This is a genomic window from Stenotrophomonas maltophilia (assembly GCF_003970865.1).
GTDB classification, from domain to species: domain Bacteria; phylum Pseudomonadota; class Gammaproteobacteria; order Xanthomonadales; family Xanthomonadaceae; genus Stenotrophomonas; species Stenotrophomonas maltophilia_AR.
Genome location: NZ_RXLZ01000010.1, coordinates 19,054 through 37,577, shown reverse-complemented (window position 1 = coordinate 37,577; position 18,524 = coordinate 19,054). Strand labels below are relative to the sequence as shown.

Annotated in this window: 20 protein-coding genes; 12 read left to right on the top strand and 8 right to left on the bottom strand. The window is 65.3% G+C overall.

Translation table 11 applies throughout. The features are described from left to right. Window positions 1-96: 96 nt before the first annotated feature. Window positions 97-696, bottom strand: a complete 600-nt coding sequence (locus EKL94_RS05040) for a hypothetical protein (RefSeq protein ID WP_126928238.1) — start codon at window positions 694-696, stop codon at window positions 97-99. A 233-nt stretch (window positions 697-929) separates the two neighbouring features. On the opposite strand from EKL94_RS05040, the gene EKL94_RS05035 reads away from it, so the two are divergent. Next, window positions 930-1,217, top strand: coding sequence for a type II toxin-antitoxin system RelE/ParE family toxin (locus tag EKL94_RS05035; RefSeq protein WP_010486984.1), 288 nt, complete (start codon window positions 930-932; stop codon window positions 1,215-1,217). A 57-nt stretch (window positions 1,218-1,274) separates the two neighbouring features. Then, window positions 1,275-1,577 (top strand): addiction module antidote protein, encoded by a 303-nt coding sequence (locus tag EKL94_RS05030; RefSeq protein ID WP_049431463.1) that lies wholly within the window; start codon window positions 1,275-1,277, stop codon window positions 1,575-1,577. A 57-nt stretch (window positions 1,578-1,634) separates the two neighbouring features. Here the strand turns inward: EKL94_RS05030 and EKL94_RS05025 are convergent, their stop codons facing one another. After that, window positions 1,635-1,958, bottom strand: a complete 324-nt coding sequence (locus EKL94_RS05025; protein ID WP_126928237.1) for a hypothetical protein — start codon at window positions 1,956-1,958, stop codon at window positions 1,635-1,637. A gap of 80 nt (window positions 1,959-2,038) precedes the next feature. Continuing rightward, on the bottom strand, window positions 2,039-2,446 hold the full coding sequence (locus tag EKL94_RS05020) for a hypothetical protein (protein ID WP_126928236.1): 408 nt from the start codon (window positions 2,444-2,446) through the stop codon (window positions 2,039-2,041). 595 nt (window positions 2,447-3,041) lie between these two features. Between EKL94_RS05020 and EKL94_RS05015 the strand changes: the two genes are divergently transcribed. After that, on the top strand, window positions 3,042-3,812 hold the full coding sequence (locus EKL94_RS05015) for a DUF3011 domain-containing protein (RefSeq protein ID WP_126928235.1): 771 nt from the start codon (window positions 3,042-3,044) through the stop codon (window positions 3,810-3,812). 24 nt (window positions 3,813-3,836) lie between these two features. Here EKL94_RS05015 and EKL94_RS05010 read toward each other — a convergent pair whose 3' ends face one another. Beyond that, a complete protein-coding gene (locus EKL94_RS05010; RefSeq protein WP_126928234.1) occupies window positions 3,837-4,184 on the bottom strand; it encodes a hypothetical protein in 348 nt (115 codons plus the stop codon). Between the two features lie 129 nt (window positions 4,185-4,313). On the opposite strand from EKL94_RS05010, the gene rocF reads away from it, so the two are divergent. From rocF to EKL94_RS04995, 3 genes are all read left to right on the top strand, one after another. Next, on the top strand, window positions 4,314-5,234 hold the full coding sequence (gene rocF / locus EKL94_RS05005; protein ID WP_004137058.1) for an arginase: 921 nt from the start codon (window positions 4,314-4,316) through the stop codon (window positions 5,232-5,234). A gap of 162 nt (window positions 5,235-5,396) precedes the next feature. Further along, window positions 5,397-5,534 (top strand): entericidin A/B family lipoprotein, encoded by a 138-nt coding sequence (locus tag EKL94_RS05000; protein WP_008266021.1) that lies wholly within the window; start codon window positions 5,397-5,399, stop codon window positions 5,532-5,534. Between the two features lie 218 nt (window positions 5,535-5,752). After that, window positions 5,753-5,974, top strand: a complete 222-nt coding sequence (locus EKL94_RS04995; protein ID WP_004137109.1) for a CsbD family protein — start codon at window positions 5,753-5,755, stop codon at window positions 5,972-5,974. Between the two features lie 72 nt (window positions 5,975-6,046). On the opposite strand, the gene EKL94_RS04990 is transcribed toward EKL94_RS04995, so the two are convergent. Beyond that, window positions 6,047-6,853: a hypothetical protein gene (locus EKL94_RS04990; protein ID WP_126928233.1), complete on the bottom strand. Its 807-nt coding sequence runs from the start codon at window positions 6,851-6,853 to the stop codon at window positions 6,047-6,049. A 108-nt stretch (window positions 6,854-6,961) separates the two neighbouring features. Here EKL94_RS04990 and EKL94_RS04985 point away from each other — a divergent pair, with 108 nt between their 5' ends. From EKL94_RS04985 to EKL94_RS04970, 4 genes are all read left to right on the top strand, one after another. Then, window positions 6,962-8,254 carry a tryptophan--tRNA ligase gene (locus EKL94_RS04985; protein ID WP_126928232.1) on the top strand — a complete coding sequence of 431 codons (1,293 nt, stop codon included), beginning with the start codon at window positions 6,962-6,964 and terminating at the stop codon, window positions 8,252-8,254. Between the two features lie 169 nt (window positions 8,255-8,423). Further along, entirely contained in the window at window positions 8,424-8,720 is a 297-nt protein-coding gene (locus tag EKL94_RS04980) for a hypothetical protein (protein ID WP_126928290.1), read from the top strand. Between the two features lie 131 nt (window positions 8,721-8,851). Beyond that, window positions 8,852-9,784, top strand: coding sequence for an MBL fold metallo-hydrolase (locus EKL94_RS04975; protein ID WP_126928231.1), 933 nt, complete (start codon window positions 8,852-8,854; stop codon window positions 9,782-9,784). 105 nt (window positions 9,785-9,889) lie between these two features. Beyond that, on the top strand, window positions 9,890-11,542 hold the full coding sequence (locus EKL94_RS04970) for a M28 family metallopeptidase (protein WP_126928289.1): 1,653 nt from the start codon (window positions 9,890-9,892) through the stop codon (window positions 11,540-11,542). A gap of 88 nt (window positions 11,543-11,630) precedes the next feature. On the opposite strand, the gene EKL94_RS04965 is transcribed toward EKL94_RS04970, so the two are convergent. Together EKL94_RS04965 and EKL94_RS04960 are read right to left on the bottom strand one after the other, a co-directional pair. Further along, on the bottom strand, window positions 11,631-11,927 hold the full coding sequence (locus tag EKL94_RS04965) for a hypothetical protein (RefSeq protein WP_126928288.1): 297 nt from the start codon (window positions 11,925-11,927) through the stop codon (window positions 11,631-11,633). Between the two features lie 67 nt (window positions 11,928-11,994). Continuing rightward, window positions 11,995-13,329: an MFS transporter gene (locus EKL94_RS04960; RefSeq protein ID WP_126928230.1), complete on the bottom strand. Its 1,335-nt coding sequence runs from the start codon at window positions 13,327-13,329 to the stop codon at window positions 11,995-11,997. Window positions 13,330-13,552: 223 nt separating this feature from the next. Between EKL94_RS04960 and yedA the strand changes: the two genes are divergently transcribed. Both yedA and rarD read left to right on the top strand, forming a co-directional pair. Then, entirely contained in the window at window positions 13,553-14,458 is a 906-nt protein-coding gene (gene yedA / locus EKL94_RS04955; RefSeq protein WP_126928229.1) for a drug/metabolite exporter YedA, read from the top strand. Continuing rightward, on the top strand, window positions 14,455-15,354 hold the full coding sequence (rarD, locus tag EKL94_RS04950; RefSeq protein WP_126928228.1) for an EamA family transporter RarD: 900 nt from the start codon (window positions 14,455-14,457) through the stop codon (window positions 15,352-15,354). The genes yedA and rarD overlap by 4 nt, the downstream gene beginning before the upstream one ends. Before the next feature lie 157 nt (window positions 15,355-15,511). Here the strand turns inward: rarD and EKL94_RS04945 are convergent, their stop codons facing one another. Further along, window positions 15,512-18,337 (bottom strand): TonB-dependent receptor, encoded by a 2,826-nt coding sequence (locus EKL94_RS04945; RefSeq protein ID WP_126928227.1) that lies wholly within the window; start codon window positions 18,335-18,337, stop codon window positions 15,512-15,514. Window positions 18,338-18,524: the final 187 nt, after the last annotated feature.

The window sequence follows — 18,524 nt, the reverse complement described above, 5'->3', positions numbered from 1 at the left end:
ACGCCGTGCGGCTCCTGGGCGGCCTCCCTCCTGCGGCTGTGGCAGTCCAGCGTCTTCAGTACGCTCCATGCGGCGGCTCCTTCGCAATTACAGGGATCAGCGCTGACGGATCGATATGTAGGTCAGCGTCACGCTATCGGCGGCGAGCCCGAGCACGACCTGTGCATCGTTCACCTGCGCGGTCCAGTAAGGGCGGGAGCCCGGCGCATCGGGTCGAGGTGGATGTTTGGTGGAGTTCTCCCAGATCATTTCCTCGAGCGCAATGCTCGGTGGCGCGATATCAAAAATCAGGTTCGCGAGGGCGGGGTTGTCAACGGCACTTCTCAGCCTGATGTTCCGCACCTCAAGGTCGCCCAGCATTCCGCGTTCTGCGATCCGCTCGTCCATGAGGTCCTGACGCGCCGGTTCTCCCAGGCGGGTGTGGAGAAGTTCACTCAATGCATCGACATCATCAAAGCGCACACTAGACAATCGCTCGATGTCGTTCTTGAATCGCTCCATACCAATTTCACTCCCTGATCTGATGGCCTGTCTTTGATTCAGATGATCTGATGGGTGTGGCGGCACGGCGGTTGAACATGCTGCCAGCACAAGTGCCGGAATAGCGATCGCGAGGCGACGACGCGCTGTGATCCAGAGGCGGCGCTGAAGTCCGCGTTTTGATGAAGAAGCGCATTTTTCGACCCATGCATTCATGAAAGCATCTCGCGCGCCAATGTCACACTCTTGAATCTAGCACAGCATTTTGTGAGTGCGGATCGGGTCCGCGTGAACAATGAGCTACTGAAAACGCACCCGATTCCACCTTCCAATTTGAGAAGAGGGGGCGTCGGCTGCGAGGGAAGGAGCACCAGACGGAAGGCCGAGCACAGCTCCATGCGTGCATTCCCGATAGTTGAAAGACTGTAGCCAGTAGGCTACAGTTCTCCATGAAGATCCAGCGTACCCGTCAGTTCGCGACATGGATTGACGCTCTCAAGGACGTAACCGCACGCGCTCGCATCCTGGCCCGTATCGGTCGGCTCGCTGAAGGCCATCCCGGTGATCACCGCTATCTGGCGGATGGCGTTTCTGAATTGCGTATCGATGCAGGACCGGGTTACCGCGTGTACTACACCCAGCGCGGCAGGCAGTTGGTGATTCTCCTGGTTGGGGGCGACAAGGGTTCACAGCAGCGCGATATCGAGAAGGCCAGGGAGATTGCGCGTGCCCTGTGAGCATCGAACTGGCTGCAGGCGAAACGACTCAATACCGAAGTACCGGAGCTGCCCATCATGGCCATCAAGAGAAAAGTCGAACTCAAATCATTTGATGTGGCCGAGCATCTTCGGACGCCGGAGGAGATGGCGGCTTATCTCGACGCCTGCATCGAAGAAAGCGACGGTGATTCTGCATTTATCGCCAAGGCGCTCGGCGATATCGCTCGCGCTCAGGGCATGAGCAAGGTTGCGCGTGCGGCGGGCTTGTCGCGCGAGAGTCTGTATCGCGCACTGTCGGGCGAGCGCAGCCCGGATTTCGCGACCATCCTGAAGGTGACCCGGGCCCTGGGTGTGCGATTGCACGCCAGCGCTGTGTAAAGCATCAGGGCATTTCGCTCAAGCTCGGCGATCTCGGAAAGTCTGGCGCGGACAGGTTCAATCAAACCGGATGATGCGGATCAACCCTCTTGTCGACGACCCGTCTCCGAAGGCGGCCAATGTGCCACAGGGGAACGCATCCTTCGCACCGTCGTAGTTGATGAATGAGATCGTGCAGTTTGTCCGCGTGCCGGGATGGATTCGGGCGATGGCTCTGTCATTCAAGACGAAGCTGTACCACATGAGTTCAGGACTCATGGAACGCGCCATGGGGCGTGCGGTGGACGCGATCATCTCGGCAACAACGCCTGCACGCGAATCCACTTCGTCCAGCCGCAGCTCAACGAGGGCAGGTTTCAGGTTTGGGTAGGGTGTGCTCATTCCAGCAGCGGGTCTGCCTGAATCGTTAGCTGGGGTTGCGGCGTGTTGAACCTGTGCGTCGGGGATCTCAACTTTCCGCATTATTGAGTCCCACCCATCTGCAACGCCACATACTCCGCCAAACCACGGCAGGCCAGCATCAGCCCTTCGCGCGTGCCATCGCCGATATCGTCTTTCTCTTCCCCGTCCACGCGCACGCGCTCTGCGGCGTGATACAGCTCCAGCAGCGACACCAGGCCCACTGCGGCGCGGTCCCTGCGTGCAGCAGCCACGGCGTCGCCAGGTGTGCCTGCCGGTCCCGGCCACGGCTGTCCATCGGCGGCGTCACCGGCCTGGATGCGCTGCAGGCATCCGGGCAGGTTGATCGGCGCGGGCGCCTCGTTCGCGGCAGCGAAAGCAGCTTCCAACGGCTGCGCCAGTTCGGGCGGCAGGCGCAGGGCAGCCTCGCCCAGGGTGGCGGTCAGGTACGGGTGATGGGCCTTGGGCATTCGGGCATCCTCGTCGGGAACAGAGGTGCCACCCGAAGAGGGTGGCGGGCGATGCGTGGCTTCCAAGACCGGAAATCGATGAGCCGGTGGGCACGGGGCCCCCACGCACCGCCCGCCGTCGATCGGCGAACGGATTGCCAGCCGGCGCCGCTCTGGGAAGACGGCGCCGGCTGGCAAGCGTATACAGCTTCGATTAAACGGGCTTGGAAGTCCCGGCCACCCTTGCAGGTGGCGATTCATCATGCGCACGTGAAATCACCGCCTGCCAGTCGTTTGTTTCGATGGCATCGGGTGATCTGAAAGGAAAAATGAATTATCGCGTTTGGCCCGTTTCGAGCATCGCAATGCCAGAAGCGACATTTCGCGCGGGGCTGCAACCAACGATGAATCCTGGTGCGTCATCGCTGTCGCACGGCCTTTCATGGCCCAGGAAGTAAAGCTGGCTTAACTTCCCCGGCAGGGCTTCCAGAACACCCTACCAGACATGAATCCCCACGCGCGCTACCCGGAAATTGATATTCCTCACGGACAGCCCGCAGCGCTGCACCGCATACTGCCGCCACACGCCCATCCTGGGCCCCTTCGGGATCCGCACATGCGTCGCCATGCCCTGTCGCTCACCGTCGCACTGTTGTCCACCGCCTTCGTTATCCCGGCCATGGCCGCCGTGCCGTTCTTCAACGCCAGCTGCCCGGGCGGCATCGATGTGCACGCCGACGAAGGCGGGCCGGTCTACGTGCAGGGCCGCGAGGCCACGCTGAAGCGCTTCAACGACCGCTACTTCGAAGCACGCGATGCCAACAGTGGCATCGCGCTGTCGATCAGCAGCAACGAGGACGGCACGCCGCAGATCAGCTACACCGGCCGAGGCGGCGCCAATGGCATCTGCCAGGTCAGTGTCAGCGGAACGCCCGCACCGTCTGAGCATCGCGACCACCGTCGCCACGATGACGACAACAACACGGCACTACCGCGCGAAGTCACCTGCGAGTCCACCGGCCAGCAGCAGGTGTCGTGCGACATGGATACCCGTGGCAACGTGGAAATCGTGCGCCAGCTCAGCCACACCCGCTGCGAACAAGGCCAGAACTGGGGCCTGTCGCGGCATTCGGTGTGGGTGAACGGCGGCTGCCGTGCGGTGTTCCGCAATGTGTCCAAGGCAGCCAACAGCGCGCCGGCGGGCGATACCGCGCTGGGTTCCTGCAACATGCGCAAGGGTGCGCAGGGCACGCTGGTGACCCAGATGCCGGTGGGCAGCGATTACCAGGAACTCATCATCGATTATCCCGATGGCCGCTTCCTGTGCATGATGCGCAACAACGGCCAGGTGCAGAGCGTGACGCCGGTTCGCCGCCGCGGCGGTTGAGTTCGTCGCAGGCAGGGACCTCCGTCAGCCGCCTGATGTTCGCAGCAACACCCACGCCAGCATCAGGGCGAACATGCCAATGACGGTCAGGCCGAACCACAGCGCGGTCACCTTCACGTTGCCGATCAACGCCGTCAGCATCCGCTGCGGCTCGCTCTTCAGGATCGGATATTCAGCATGTGCCTTGCGCAGACGCTGCCAACCCAACCCGAGGAATACCAGGGTCGAGAACGGCACCAGCAGCAGCGTCGCCTGCATCAGCCAGCCATTCGGCGACGCATCGATCGAGTTGCTCAAAAAAACCGCAAAAACGGCGATCGGCAGCGCCACGGTGAAAAAGCGTGGCCACGCGGTATTGATGAAGGGCGACATCGCAATCTTCCATGAAGGACGGTCGGGTCCGCGCGGCATCATGCCATCCCAATGTCCTGCTGCACCGCCGCGAGTGGTGTCACACAGCTCTGGCTAGACTGTGCTTCTTTTTCCACGCAGGAGGCACCCATGGCCCATCCCATCTCCGTATCCCTGATTGGCGTTCCCACCGATGTGGGTGCGGGCCATCGCGGTGCCCGGCTGGGGCCGGAAGCGCTGCGCGTGGCCGGCCTGCCGGAGGCGCTGGAGGCGCGCGGTGTGGACGTGCGCGACCTGGGCAACCTGGATGGCCCGCGCAACCCATGGACCGCGCCGGTGGAAGGCTACCGCCACCTGGATGAAGTGGTGGCGTGGAACCACGCGCTGATGGAAGCCAGCTACGCCGAACTGCAGGCCGGCCGCATGCCGATCATGCTCGGTGGCGACCACTGCCTGGGCATCGGTTCAATCACTGCGGTGGCGCGCTGGTGCCGCGAGCAGGGCAAGACCCTGCGCGTGCTGTGGCTGGATGCGCACTCGGACTTCAACACCAGCGATGTCACCCCGTCGGGCAACATCCACGGCATGCCGGTGGCCTGCCTGTGCGGCCTCGGCCCGGATGCATTGACCCGCCTCGGTGGCACCGTGCCGGCGATCACCCCGGCGCAGATGCACCAGATCGGCATCCGCTCGGTGGACCCGGAAGAAAAGCGCCTGATCAAGACCCACAAGGTGGATGTCTATGACATGCGCTACATCGACGAGAACGGCATGAAGCGCACGGTGGAGGCGGCGCTGGCCGGCATCGACGAGAACACCCATCTGCATGTCAGCTTCGATGTCGACTTCCTCGACCCCAGCATCGCACCGGGCGTGGGCACCACCGTGCCGGGCGGGGTGAACTACCGTGAGGCGCAGCTGGTGATGGAAATGATCGCCGACACCGGGCGCATGGGGTCGCTGGACATCGTTGAGCTCAACCCCTTGCTGGACAAGCAGAATGCTACCGCCGAACTGGCCGTGGACCTGGTCGAAAGCCTGTTCGGCAAGTCCACCCTGATGCGTGACTGACGGCTCCGCCTGAACGGATCTGTGATCCGTTCACACCCGCTCCACGCGTCTGCCGCCAGATTGCACTTCACGCGGCGGCGGTGGGCATTGGCCTTCTCCCGCCGAGCGAAACAATCCCATCCGCGAATGAAGCGGTGTAGCGGTGAACCCAAGGAGAAGCCCATGAAGCGCGTAGTTGCCCTGATGCTGTTGTCGATGTTCTCGGTGGCCCTGCTGGCCGGTTGCAACACCATTGCCGGTGCCGGCAAGGACGTGCAGAAGGCGGGCGAGAAGGTCGAGGACACCGCGAAGGGCCGTTGAGCCCTGCACGGAACGGAAAGAGAAAACGGAAAGAGAAAAAGGCCGGGGATTTCCCCGGCCTTTTTTTGTGCGCGCGTTCTGCTGCAGGGCTGTGCAAGCGGAGTGAACCATTCAAGCAGGTGAGCATCTATTTCATTGCCGGTTGACCGGTATTCAACGGCCGCTGCGCGAAGCTGGAGCCACGGTAAGAACGCCGTTGCAACCAAGGACTCCCAGCAATGAACAAAGATATCATTTCCGGCAAGTGGTCGCAGCTGAAGGGCAAGGCCCAGGCCAAGTGGGGCGATCTGACCAACGACGACTTCGATGTGGCCGAAGGCAATGCCGAGTATCTGGCCGGTCGCCTGCAGGAACGTTATGGCTGGGCCAAGGACCGCGCCGAGAAGGAAGTCCGTGAGTTCCAGGACAGCGTGAGCAAGGACTACCCGGACTACAAGTAAGCGCTACGGTTTCCCCCACAACACGACGCCCGCACCGAGAGGTAGCGGGCGTTGTGCTGTCTGGACGGGCGATCAGCGCGCCGGCGGGTCCGGCACGTAGCGGTTGGGGAACGCCTGCGGTTCGCGCGGCAGGCGCGACGGCGAATCCACCAGGATGCCGCGTGCGCGCAGGTTGCGGGCGCTGTCGTAGCGCAGCTGCAGAACCTGCGCCGGGCTGCGGCTGGCGCGTTCGAAGTCGGTATCGCGCACCGAGGACTGCTCGCGTGCGCCGTGGCCGGTACCCAGCGCCGGCGCCTGCGACTTGCTGGCGTAACCCTCGATGCGGCTGGCACTGGCGTTGGCACTGGCATCGGCCGCTGCTTCGGCCGCCGGGGCGGGTGCTGGCAGGCCACGGCGCAGGATCGGCTGCGGGTACCAGCGGCGCGCCTCCTCGAACACCGCCACGCCCACCACGCCGATGTTGTCCGGTCGACCGGTGCGGCTGGCATAGCTGCCGCTGGGGCTGCTGAACACGAACTGCGCCACTTCGTCCTGGTTCTTGCGCCAGCCGGTGATGTCAGCGCGCTGGCCGGGGTTGAGCACGTAGCCGGTCTGCGAGGGATCGGCATCCTCGCCGGAGATGGCGTTGACGCCGTCCACCGACAGCACCACCAGCACCCGGCGCGGGCTGTCGTTGTACAGGCGTACGGCGTAGCGGTGGCCGCGCTCACCGGCCACCCAGCGCTGGCCCTCGGCGGGGTAGCTGCGCAGTTCGGTGCCGCGGTCGCGGTCGACCAGGGCCATGCGCACGGGGCCGCCCTCGTACACCGGCGGTGGCATCGGGGCCGGGCGGAAGCCGGCCAGGGGCAGGATCAGCAGCAGGGGCAGCAAGCGTTTCATCGGGCGTCTCCAGCGGGGTTGCGTGAATGAACGCGCCGCGGGCCCTGACGGGGTTGGTGGCGTGCAAGGTAAACTGGCCCCGTTCATCGAAGGTTACCCCACGCAGTCATGACGACCCGAGTCCTTACCGGCATCACCCCCTCCGGCACGCCCCACCTGGGCAACTACGTTGGCGCCATCCGTCCGGCCATCGCGGCCAGCCGCGCGCCGGGGATCGAGAGCTTCTTCTTCCTGGCCGACCTGCACAGCCTGATCAAATCGCAGGACCCGCAGCGCACCCAGCGCGCGACCCTGGAGATCGCGGCCAGCTGGCTGGCCTGCGGCCTGGACCCGGAACACGTGTGGTTCTACCGCCAGAGCGACATCCGCGAGACCACCGAGCTGATGTGGTTCCTGACCGCCATCGCCAGCAAGGGCATCCTCAACCGCGCGCACGCCTACAAGGCGGCGGTGGACAAGAACCGCGAGGAAGGCGTGGACGAGGACGCAGGCGTCAGCGCCGGCCTGTTCATGTACCCGGTGCTGATGGCCGCCGATATCCTCATCTTCAAGGCCAACCAGGTACCGGTGGGCCGTGACCAGATCCAGCACATCGAGATGGCGCGCGATTTCGCCCAGCGCTTCAACCACGTGTACGGCAAGGAGTACTTCCCGCTGCCGGACGTGGTGATCGACGAACAGGTGGCCACCCTGGCCGGCCTGGACGGCCGCAAGATGAGCAAGAGCTACCACAACACCATTCCGCTGTTCGTGCCGCGCGAGGAGCTGAAGAAGCTGGTGTTCTCGATCCTGACCGACTCGCGCGCACCCGGCGAGCCGAAGGACACCGAAGGCTCTGCGCTGTTCCAGATGTACCAGGCCTTCGCCACCCCGGAACAGACCGCGGAATTCGCCAAGGCGTTCGCCGCTGGCATCGGCTGGGGTGATGCCAAGCAGCAGTTGTTCGAACGCATCGACAGCGAGCTTGCACCGCTGCGCGAGCGCTACAACGCGCTGATGGCCGAGCCGGAGAAGATTGAAGCGCTGCTCAAGCGCCGCGGCCAGCAGCTGCGCGAGCAGCTGGCGGCACCGCTGCTGGACGAGCTGCGCCATGCGGTGGGCCTGCGCGACCTGTCCAGCGCCGGCGACATCGCCAGCGAGGATGCCGGCGTGGCCCGCGTGGCACCGCCGCTGTTCAAGCAGTACCGCGAAAAGGACGGCCGCTTCTACTTCAAGCTGACCGCCGGTGACGGCACGCTGCTGATCCAGAGCGAAGGCTTCGATTCGCCGCGCGATGCGGGGCAGTTGATTGCCGTGATCAAGCAGGCTGAGCAGGGCGACCAGCTGCAGAGCGAGCTGTTCAAGCTGGACGCCGAAGTGGACGCGGTGCTGGCGGCCTTGGCCGTGCTGCGCGCCGACTGATCGGTAGATGCCGACCTTGGTCGGCGCCGTTGAAGGGTGGATGCCGGCCAGCGGCCGGCACTACCACGGCATTTGCATAGGAAATGCCGGCCAGCGGCCGGCCCTACCCGCGAACGAAGGTCATGGCATGATGTCCGCGCGCCTCAGGCGCGATGACATGGAGTCTGCGATGGCCTGGTTGTCGCTGCTGCTGTTCCTGCCCTGGTTCCTGCTGCTGGGCAGCCTGTACTGGCTGTTCCCGCGCCAGCCGCGCACCGCGCGGCGGCGCCTGTTTGATGTCACCACTTTGGTATTGGCCTTCGCCCTGAGCATCGTGTCGATGCTGTGGGGCTACCGCATTGGCGTGGTGCAGCCCGGCGCCGGCCCGATCTGGCCACAGGTGCTGGCGGTGCTGTATGCCTATGGCGCGTTCCTGGCGGTGCTGGTGCTGGCGTTGCTGCTGCGGCCGCGCTGGTTGGACCGGTAGTGCCGGCCGCTGGCCGGCAAAATGCAGTTGCCGGCCAGCGGCCGGCACTACCCGACCAAAGCCGCATCGAACCCGGGCCGCCTGCGCGCCTACCATGGGCGTCTGTTCCCGATCCTGCCAGGTGCGTGCCGATGACCGCCGACCCCAGCATCCACACCATCGATACCGGCTTCCAGCGTCCCGACTTCGACGCGGCCTATCTGATCGTTGAAAACGGCCGCGCCGCGTTCGTTGACTGCGGCACAGGCCTGTCAGTGCCGGCCATGCTGCAGGCGCTGGCGGACGCCGGCCTGGGCGTGGACGCGGTGGACTGGTTGCTGCTCACGCATGTGCACCTGGACCACGCCGGCGGCGCCGGCCTGCTGATGCAGCAGCTGCCGAACGCAAAGGCGGTGCTGCACCCGCGCGGTGCGCCGCACATGATCGACCCGACCCGGCTGATTGCCGGTGCTACCGCCGTTTATGGTGCCGAGGAAATCGCCCGCAGCTATGGTCGCATTGAAGCGATTCCAGAGCAGCGTGTGGTGGTGGCTGAAGACGGCCACCGCATCGATCTGGCCGGCCGCGAGCTGGTATTGCTGCACACGCCGGGTCACGCGCTGCACCACTACTGCGTGTGGGATGCGCGCAGCCGCAGCTGGTTCACCGGCGATACGTTCGGCATCTCCTACCGCGAGCTGGACAGTGCGCAGGGTGCTTTCATCTTCCCGACGTCGTCGCCGGTGCAGTTCGATCCGGAGGCGATGAAGGTCTCGATCCAGCGCATGCTGGGCTACCGCCCGCAGGCGATGTACCTGACCCACTACGGTCGTGTGGAACAGGTGGAGAAACTGGCCGACGACCTGTTCGAGCAGATCGATGCAATGGCGGCCATCGGCCGCCAGTGCGATGGTCGCCCGGACCGCCACCGTTGCCTGTTGGCCGCGCTGCAGGCGCTGTACCTGGAACGTGCACAGCTGCATGGCTGTGCGTTGGACGATGCGGCGGTGACTGCTGTTCTGGCAATGGACATCGAACTCAACGCGCAGGGCCTGGCGTGCTGGCTGGACCGCATCAGCAGGTAGATCCACGCCATGCGTGGATGACGCAGGCCCGAGTCGCGCCGTGATGTCACGACCACGTTACACTCTGGTGACTTCCAAGCTAGCCGTGGTACTGCCGTGAATCCGATGCGCGTGTTGCTGCTGTCGTCCTGCCTGTTCGTCGGCGGCCTGGCCCATGCGGCCAACGACCTGCCGGGTGGCGGCATCGATCCGCAGGCACTGTCGCGCCACGTGCGTGTGCTGGCGTCGGATGAATTCGAGGGTCGCGCGCCGGCCACCGAGGGCGAAGAGCGCACGGTGCAGTACCTGATCGAGCAGTTCCGCAGCTATGGCCTGCAGCCGGGTGGTGTGGATGGCAGCTGGGTGCAGCCGGTGCCACTGGTGCGCGCGCAGCTGGAGGGCCCGGCCAAGGCCAGCCTGTCGCTGAAGCAGGGCAGCCGCGCGCTGGCCAACGGCGTGGACGTGACCCTGCAGAGCCTGCAGCCGCGCAAGCGCGTGCAGATCAGGAATGCCCCGCTGGTGTTCGTCGGTTACGGCATCGACGCACCGGAACGCCAGTGGAACGACTACAAGGACGTGGACCTGCACGGCAAGATCGCCGTCGTGCTGATCAACGACGCCGATTTCGAAGCCGATGCGCCGGGCGCGTTCGACGGCAAGGCGGTGACCTACTACGGCCGCTGGACCTACAAGTTCGAGGAAGCCGCACGCCGTGGCGCCGAAGGCGTGCTGATCGTGCACGAGACCGCGCCGGCCGCGTATGGCTGGGCCACGGTGAAGAGCTCGGGTACCTCGCCGCTGTTCGACATCGAACGCGGTCAGGCCGAGGCGATGGCGCAGCACACGCCACTGCGTGGCTGGATGCAGCGCGAGCTGGCCGAGGCGATCTTCGCTGACGCTGGCCTCGATTTCGATGCCGAGAAGCGCAAGGCGATGCGTGCTGACTTCCGCCCGGTGGCACTGGACAACGCGAAGCTGAGCGTGGATTTCGCGCTCAAGCGCGAGCAGGTGGTGACCCGCAACGTGGTGGCCAAGCTGCCCGGTGGTGAACACGCCGACGAGGCCGTGATCTTCTCCGCGCACTGGGATGCCTTTGGTATCGGCCAGGCCGATGCCAAGGGTGATCGCATCCGCCGTGGTGCGATCGACAACGCCACCGGCGTGGCCACGGTACTGGAACTGGGCCGCGTGTTCGCCGCCGGCCCGCAGCCGCAGCGCACGTTGTACTTCGTGGCCCTCACCGCCGAAGAGAAGGGCCTGCTGGGCGCCAGCTACTACGCCGCGCACCCGCTGGCGCCGTTGGACAAGACCGCTGCGGTGCTGAACATCGAGATGTTCAGCCCGGATGGCGCGACCCGTGACATCGCTTCGTGGGGCAAGGGCCGGGTCTCGCTGGAAGGTGATCTGGAACGCGTGGCCAAGGCCCGCGGCCGCAGCTACAGCCCGGACCCGAACCTGGAAGCCGGCTTCTTCTACCGTGCCGACCACTTCGCCTTTGCCCGCCTGGGCGTACCGGCGATCACCATCGGCCCGGGCCTGGACAAGCTGGACGGCGGTGTTGAAGCCGGCCGCGCGCTGCGCGAGAAGTACTTCGCCGACTGCTACCACCAGGCCTGCGATGCCTGGACCCCGAGCTGGGACCCGAGTGGCCACGCGGCTGACACCCTGCTGGTCTACGACCTGGGTGCCGAGCTGGCCAACAGCCGGCGCTGGCCGACGTGGGAAAAGGAATCGGAGTTCCGCGGCGCGCGGGACAAGAGCGAAGCGGCCCGCCGCTGAGGTAGTGCTGGCCGCTGGCCGGCAACTCCCTGCTCTTTCCGGAGGTTCATGAGGTTGCCGGCCAGCGGCCGGCATGACCGGGTGTTCGTCAGCGCCGGCGCAGCAGCTTCCATGCGCCCCAGCCGCTGGCGGCGAGCGCCGCCAGATAGCACGCCACCATCGTACGCAGGCCAACCGGTGATCCTGCATTGATGCCGCGATGCAGGCGCAGTTGCAGCGAGCTGTGGCCGCTGCCCAGGTCCACCGCCAGCTGCAGCGCCAGCGCGCCGCAGAACACCAGCAGGGCGATCCCGAAGCCGATGCGCGGCCACGCGGCCTGTGCGTTGGGACGGCGCAGCAGCCAGGCCAGTGCCGTGGCTGCGGCCAGAATTGCTGCGATCCACATCAGTGGCATGGCAGGAGACGCAGCGGCCACCGGCAGTGCACCGGTGGCCGCGATCAGGGCAACGCGCTTACTTGCGGGTGCCGTCGAGCCAGTTCGGGCCCTTGTTGGTGAGGAAGAACACATAGACCACCAACGATACCGCGATCGTTGCGGTGACGTAGATGGCGAACCAGTCGACGTGGCCGGTCTTCAGCGCGCCCTGGTACAGCAGCGGGGCGGTGCCACCGAACAGCGAGTTGGCCAGCGCATAGCCCAGGCCCACGCCCAGTGCACGCACGTGGGTGGGGAACAGTTCGGCCTTCACCACCGCGTTGATGGAGGTGTAGCCGGTGAGGATGACGAACGCCATGGCCAGGGTCAGGAAGGCCAGGGTGGCGTCATGCTGGTGCGGCAGCTGGGTGATCAGGTACCAGCTGTACAGCACGCCGCCGACGCCGAAGAACACCAGCAGGGTCTTGCGGCCGATGATGTCCGACAGCCAGCCACCCACCGGTTGCAGCACCATCAGGAACGCCAGCACGCCCAGGTTGATCAGGGTGCCGGTCATCGGATCGTTGCCGGCGAAGGCGCTCTGGATCATCTTCGGGCCGTTCACCGAATAGGTGTAGAAGGCCACGGTGCCACCGGCGGTGATCAGGAAGCACAGCAGCAGCGGCCGCCACTGGTGCACGAACAGTTCGTACATGGAGCCGGACTTCTGTGCCTTGCCTTCGCGCGCGGCTTCAATGGACGACTCCGACAGCGACTCGTCCATGCCCTGGCGCAGCCAGAACACCACCACCGCGGCGATGCCACCGATACCGAAGGCGATGCGCCAGCCCCACTCGGAGATCTCCGGCTTGCCCCAGAAGGTCAGCATCAGCAGCAGGGTCAGCTGGGCCAGCACATGGCCGCCGACCAGGGTGACGTAGTGGAAGGAGGACAGGAAGCCGCGACGGCCGGGAATGGCGGCCTCGGACATGTAGGTGGCGCTGGCACCGTACTCGCCGCCGGTGGCGAAGCCCTGCAGCAGGCGCGCGAACAACAGGATCACGGCGGCCCAGATGCCGATGCTGGCGGCGGTAGGGGTGATGGCGATCAGGAACGAGCACAGCGCCATCAGCGTGACCGAGACCGTCAGTGCCAGGCGGCGGCCGTGGCGGTCGGCGAAGCGGCCGAAGAACCAGGCACCGATCGGGCGCATCAGGAAGGTCGCGGCGAAGATCGCCCACACGTACATGGTGGAGTTCTTGTCGTCCGGCGAGAAGAACTGCGATTCGAAGTACACGGCGAACACCGAGTACACGTAGACGTCATACCACTCCACCAGGTTGCCGGCGGAGCCTTTGAGGGTGTTGGAGATAGACCGCCGCAGGGCGGCGCGGTCGCTTGCGGGTACGGCAGGTTGGGACGTGGTGCTCATCTGGGTGGGAATCCTCGATGCGGCGCGTCCGTGCGCAGGGAAAACGGCGCCCGGCCATGGGGCGGCGCGGCCGGGCAGCCCTCTTGGTACTGCATCGGCCGTCAACACGGGGTAGCAGACCAGAGCAGGGTGCATGGATGGATGACAGCGTGCCACCGTATGGGGTCCCGGACCATACTCAAAACGTCCTAGAATCCGCCTTCCCCCGGCTCCCTGGTGTGTCATGTCGGCTCCCCCTTCTTCGTCTGCGGCTGCCCCCCGGGGTGGCCTTGTCGCGCTGGCATTGCTGCTGGTCTACGTGGTCTGGGGCTCGACCTACCTGGGCATCGCCAAGGCCCTGCACGGCGGCGCGCTGCCGCTGACGATGGTCTCCGGCAGCCGGTTCATCATTGCCGGTGGCCTGATGTTCCTGGCCTTGCGCCTGTTCTGGAAGATGCCGAACCCGACCCTGCGGCAGTGGCGCAACCTGGTGGTGATGGGCGTGACCATGCTGGTGCTGGGCAACGGCATGGTGGTGCTGGCCGAGCGTGAGGTCTCCTCGGGCCTGGCGGCCACGGCGGTGGCCTCGGTGCCGCTGTGGATGGCGCTGTTCTCGGCGCTGCGCGGCCAGCACGCCAGCAAGGGTGAATGGCTGGGCATCGCCATCGGTTTCCTGGGTGTGGTCTGGCTCAATGCCGGCAGCAGCCTGACCGCCTCGCCGACGGGGCTGGTGCTGCTGCTGATCGCGCCGATCGGCTGGGCGTTCGGTTCGGTGTGGTCACGTGGCCTGGACCTGCCGGGCCCCTTCATGACCGCGGCCGGGCAGATGATCTGCGGCGGCGTGCTGCTGGTGCTGATCGGCCTGGCGGTCGGCGAGCGCCCGACCACGCTGCCCGACACCGGCGGCCTGCTGGCGATGGCCTACCTGTGCGTGTTCGGTTCGATCGTGGCGTTCACCGCCTATGTGTGGCTGCTGCAGAACGTGCGCCCGGCGCTGGCGGGCAGCTATGCGTATGTCAATCCGGTGATTGCCGTGCTGCTGGGCGCCGCATTGAATGGTGAACGCTTTGGATGGCGGGACTTCCTCGCCATGGCGGTGATTCTTCTGGGTGTGGTGGTACTGACAATGGCAAGGACACGAAAGAAATGAGCATGGACGAGAAAGAACAACGCCGGGGCCTGCTGGTCACCGCCTCCACCTTCGTGATCTGGGGGTTGGTGCCGGTGTACTGGCACCTGCTCAACGAGGTGCCCTCGTTCCAGATCATCGCCCACCGCATCATCTGGAGCACCGTGATGGTGCTGGGCTGGCTGCTGCTCAGTTCGCGCCTGGGCTGGTGGCAGAAGATCGCTGCGCAGCCGCGCGCGCTGCCGATCCTGCTGGTATCGAGCCTGACCATCGCCTTCAACTGGGGCCTGTACATCTGGGCGATCAATGCCGGCCACGTCATCGAAACCAGCCTGGGCTACTTCATCAACCCGCTGGTGAATGTGCTGCTGGGCGTGCTGGTGCTGAAGGAGCGGCTGCGCCGCCTGCAGTGGGTGGCGGTGGCGATGGCGGCGGTGGGTGTGGCCTGGTTGACCATCGACGCCGGCACGCCGCCGTGGATCGCGCTGGGCCTGGCCTGCTCGTTCGGCCTGTATGGCCTGCTGCGCAAGCTGGTCTCGGTCGATCCGGTGGCCGGCCTGGGCGTGGAAAGCATGTACCTGTTCCTGCCGGCGCTAGCGTTTGCGATCTGGGCCGAGAACGGCCATGGCGGCGCGTTCTTCCACGGCTGGGGCTGGCGCAATGACCTGCTGCTGATCTTCGGCGGCGCGATCACCGCAGTGCCGCTGATCGGCTTCGCCTACGGCGTGAAGCGCATTCCGCTGTCGCTGGTCGGCATCCTGCAGTACATCGCGCCGAGCCTGCAGCTGCTGCTGGGCGTGTTCTTCTTCCACGAAGCGTTCGACACCGCCAAGGCGATCGGCTTTGCCGCGATCTGGGCCGGCCTGGTGCTGTTCGTCGGCGACAACATCCGCACGATGCGCGCCGCAAGGCGCTGACCGGGACGGGGTCGCATGAAACGGGGTCAGAGCCCTTCGCGGGGCGAAGGGATCCGACCCCGCTTCCCGTAAAAAAGAACGGCGCCCCGAGGGGCGCCGCTCTGCTTCCATCCACAGCCAGGAGAGAGTTGGCTGTGGCGGGAACGCGGTTGCAGGCTTAGAAGCGCTGCTGGTACTTCATGTACATGAAACGACCGATATCGAAGCCACCGTAGTAGGTGAAGCTGCTGTTCGGCTGGCTGTACATGATCGGACCCTGGTGGTCGAAGACGTTGTTCACGCCCAGCGACACGGTGCCGTCCCACGGCAGGCTGTAACGCACCTGCAGGTCGTGGAAGGTGTTGGAGCCCACCTTGTTGGTCGGCGATGCGCTGGTGTACGACGAACTGAAGCCCGGCAGGTTGCACTCGTCCATGTACGAGCACTTCTCCTTCATGCTGGAGTAGTAGCGCGCGGTCCAGCCGATGCCGAGGTCGCCGTACTGCCAATCCAGGTTGAAGGTCGAGCGGACGCGGAAGTCGCCGCCCCAGCTGGTGCGCTGCTCCACCGGCGTGGTCGCGGCGTTGTCGTTGCGCTGCTTCAGGTAGTCGGTGTAGGTGGTGTTCCAGTTGACGGCGAACTGGCCGAACGTGGTTTCCGGCAGGCGGTAACGCACGTTGATGTCATAGCCGGCGGTTTCGCGGAAACCGGCATTGACCAGCGAGCGGTCCAGGCTGTTGACCTGGCCGTTGCTGCCACGCGTGAAGCGGCCACAGGCGGCGTCCGAATCCTGCACATAGCACTGCTCGAGAATGCTGTTGGCGGTCTCGGAGACGATGGCGTTGTTGATGCGGATCTTCCACCAGTCGAGGCTGACGTCCAGGCCGGCCACGAAGTCCGGGCTGTACACCAGGCCCACGGTCCAGGTCTTGGCGGTTTCCGGCTTCAGCGCTGCATTGGAACCCGAGTTGAAGTCGACGGTCGACTGCTGGCCCGGCTTGGTGGCAACGGTGCCATCGCTGTTGAGCTGGCGGAAGTTGGCCGGCACCTTCAGCGCCTGGCAACGGGCAGCAACGGCCGGGCTGGTGGCCGCGGTACCGAACGAGGTATCGCACGGATCGGTGAACGAATCGCGGGTGCTGACGGTACCGCCGTACAGGTTATCCACGGTCGGCGCACGGAAGCCGGTACCATAGGTTGCGCGGACCAGCAGGCTGTCGATCGGCTTCCACTTCAGGCCGAACTTGCTGTTGGTGGTCGAACCGAAGTTGTTGTAGTCCGAGTAGCGGCCGGCCACGTCCAACGACAGCTCGCGGGCGAACGGCAGGTCGGCCAGCAGCGGCACCTGCAGCTCCAGGTAGACCTCGTTGAGCGAGTAGTCGCCACGCGTCGGCTGGCCGCTGGTGCCGGCGATCTCGCCCTTCTGCACCTTCATGTCCGGCGTGTAGCTGGCTTCTTCGCTGCGATGCTCGAAGCCCATCGCACCCATGATGTCGCCGGCCGGCAGGGTGAACAGCGAACCGGAGATGTTGGCGCTGGCGACCTTGGTGGTGCTCTTCATCTTGTCGACGATGCGGGCGAACAGGTAGTCCTGCACGTCCTGGTTGCTCAGCGAGCCCGGGCCGGTGTAACCCATCGGTGCAGCCGGGTTCCACGGCACGCAGCCGGCGATCACCGCACCCGGCGAACCGCAGCGGGCCACGCTGCCATCCATGAAGGACGGGCCGACGGCCTGGTTGACGTGCGGCTGGTACATGCTGCCGGTACCGACGCGCTCGCCTTCATTGCGGTTGTACATGTAGCTGACGTTCCAGTCCCAGTACCGCGAACCGGTTTCGAAGCTGCCTTCCAGGCCGACGCTGGCGCGCTTGGTTTCCAGATTGTTCTCGGTGCCGCGCGGCAGCTCCTCGGAGCGGTGTGCGAACAGCACGTCCTGGCCCCACAGGTTGAACGTGCTGTCCTTGGACAGCGCAGCACGGCTGCCGTTGCGTGCCTGCGCGGCACTGACCGAGTACGGGTAACCGGCCAGGTGCTTGGTCGATTCGCGCTTGCTGTACAGCGCGTCGGCGACGATGCGCAGGTTGTCGGTGATCGAGAAGCCACCGTTGGCGAACACCGAGGTGCGCTCCAGGCCGGTCAGCAGGCTCATGTTGGTCTTGCTGTTGGCACCATCGGCCGGATCCGGCGCATGGAAGTTGCCGGCCTTGCTCGGGTCTCCGCCCGGGCCCACCGTCAGGTTCTTGCCACCGACGGTGACGTAGCCCCACGGGGTGTTGCCGTTGAGGCCATCGTTCGGGTGGCGCGGGCCGTTGGTGTATCGGCTGAACTCGCGGTCCTTGCCCAGCACCTCGTCTTCCTTGGTGCGTTCGGCACCCACGGTGAACCAGCCGCGGTCGAAGGTCTTGCCGAAGGTTGCGCTGTAGGAGCGCTTCTGGCCGTCACCCTGGCCGTACTGGCCGACATAGACGCTGGCTTCGCCACCATCGAAGTTCTTGCGGGTGATGATGTTGACCACGCCGGCGATGGCGTCCGAGCCGTACAGCGCGGACGCGCCATCGGTCAGCACTTCCACGCGCTCGACGATGGCCGACGGAATCGAGGCCAGGTCGGAGTAGCCGCCGGCGCTGACGCCCATGCGGCGGCCGTCGATCAGCACCAGGCTGCGTTCCGGGCCGAGGTTGCGAAGGCTGACGTACATGCCGCCGAAGTCGCGCGAGGAGGTCAGCGAAGATGCGCGGCTCATGCTCGGCGAACCAGCAGCGGGAATGTCCTGCAGGATGTCGGCGACGTTGACGTAGCCCTTCTTCTCGATCTCGGCGCGGTTGAGCGCGATCACCGGCTGTGCGGTCTCGACACTGGCCTGGCGGATGCGCGAGCCGGTGATTTCGATGCGGTCGAGGTTGGTCGGGGTATCGCCGGCGCTCTGTGCGAAGGCGGGGGTGGTGCAGCTGGCGGCCAGCGCGATGACGATCGCGTTGCGCAGCGGATTGGTTTTCAGGGACATCCGTGAAATCTCGTGTTTCAGGAAAAACAAGCGCCCGTTCTATGGGCGCGTGGGGTGCTGCAAACCAACGTGGGGGGCGCGATTCTAGAATGTTTCCATTCGTAACTGTTTGTCTCTGCGCCACGGATGTGCGCGAAAATGAATCGCAACCAACAATCCACAGATGCGCTGTGCGCAGCGTCACGCA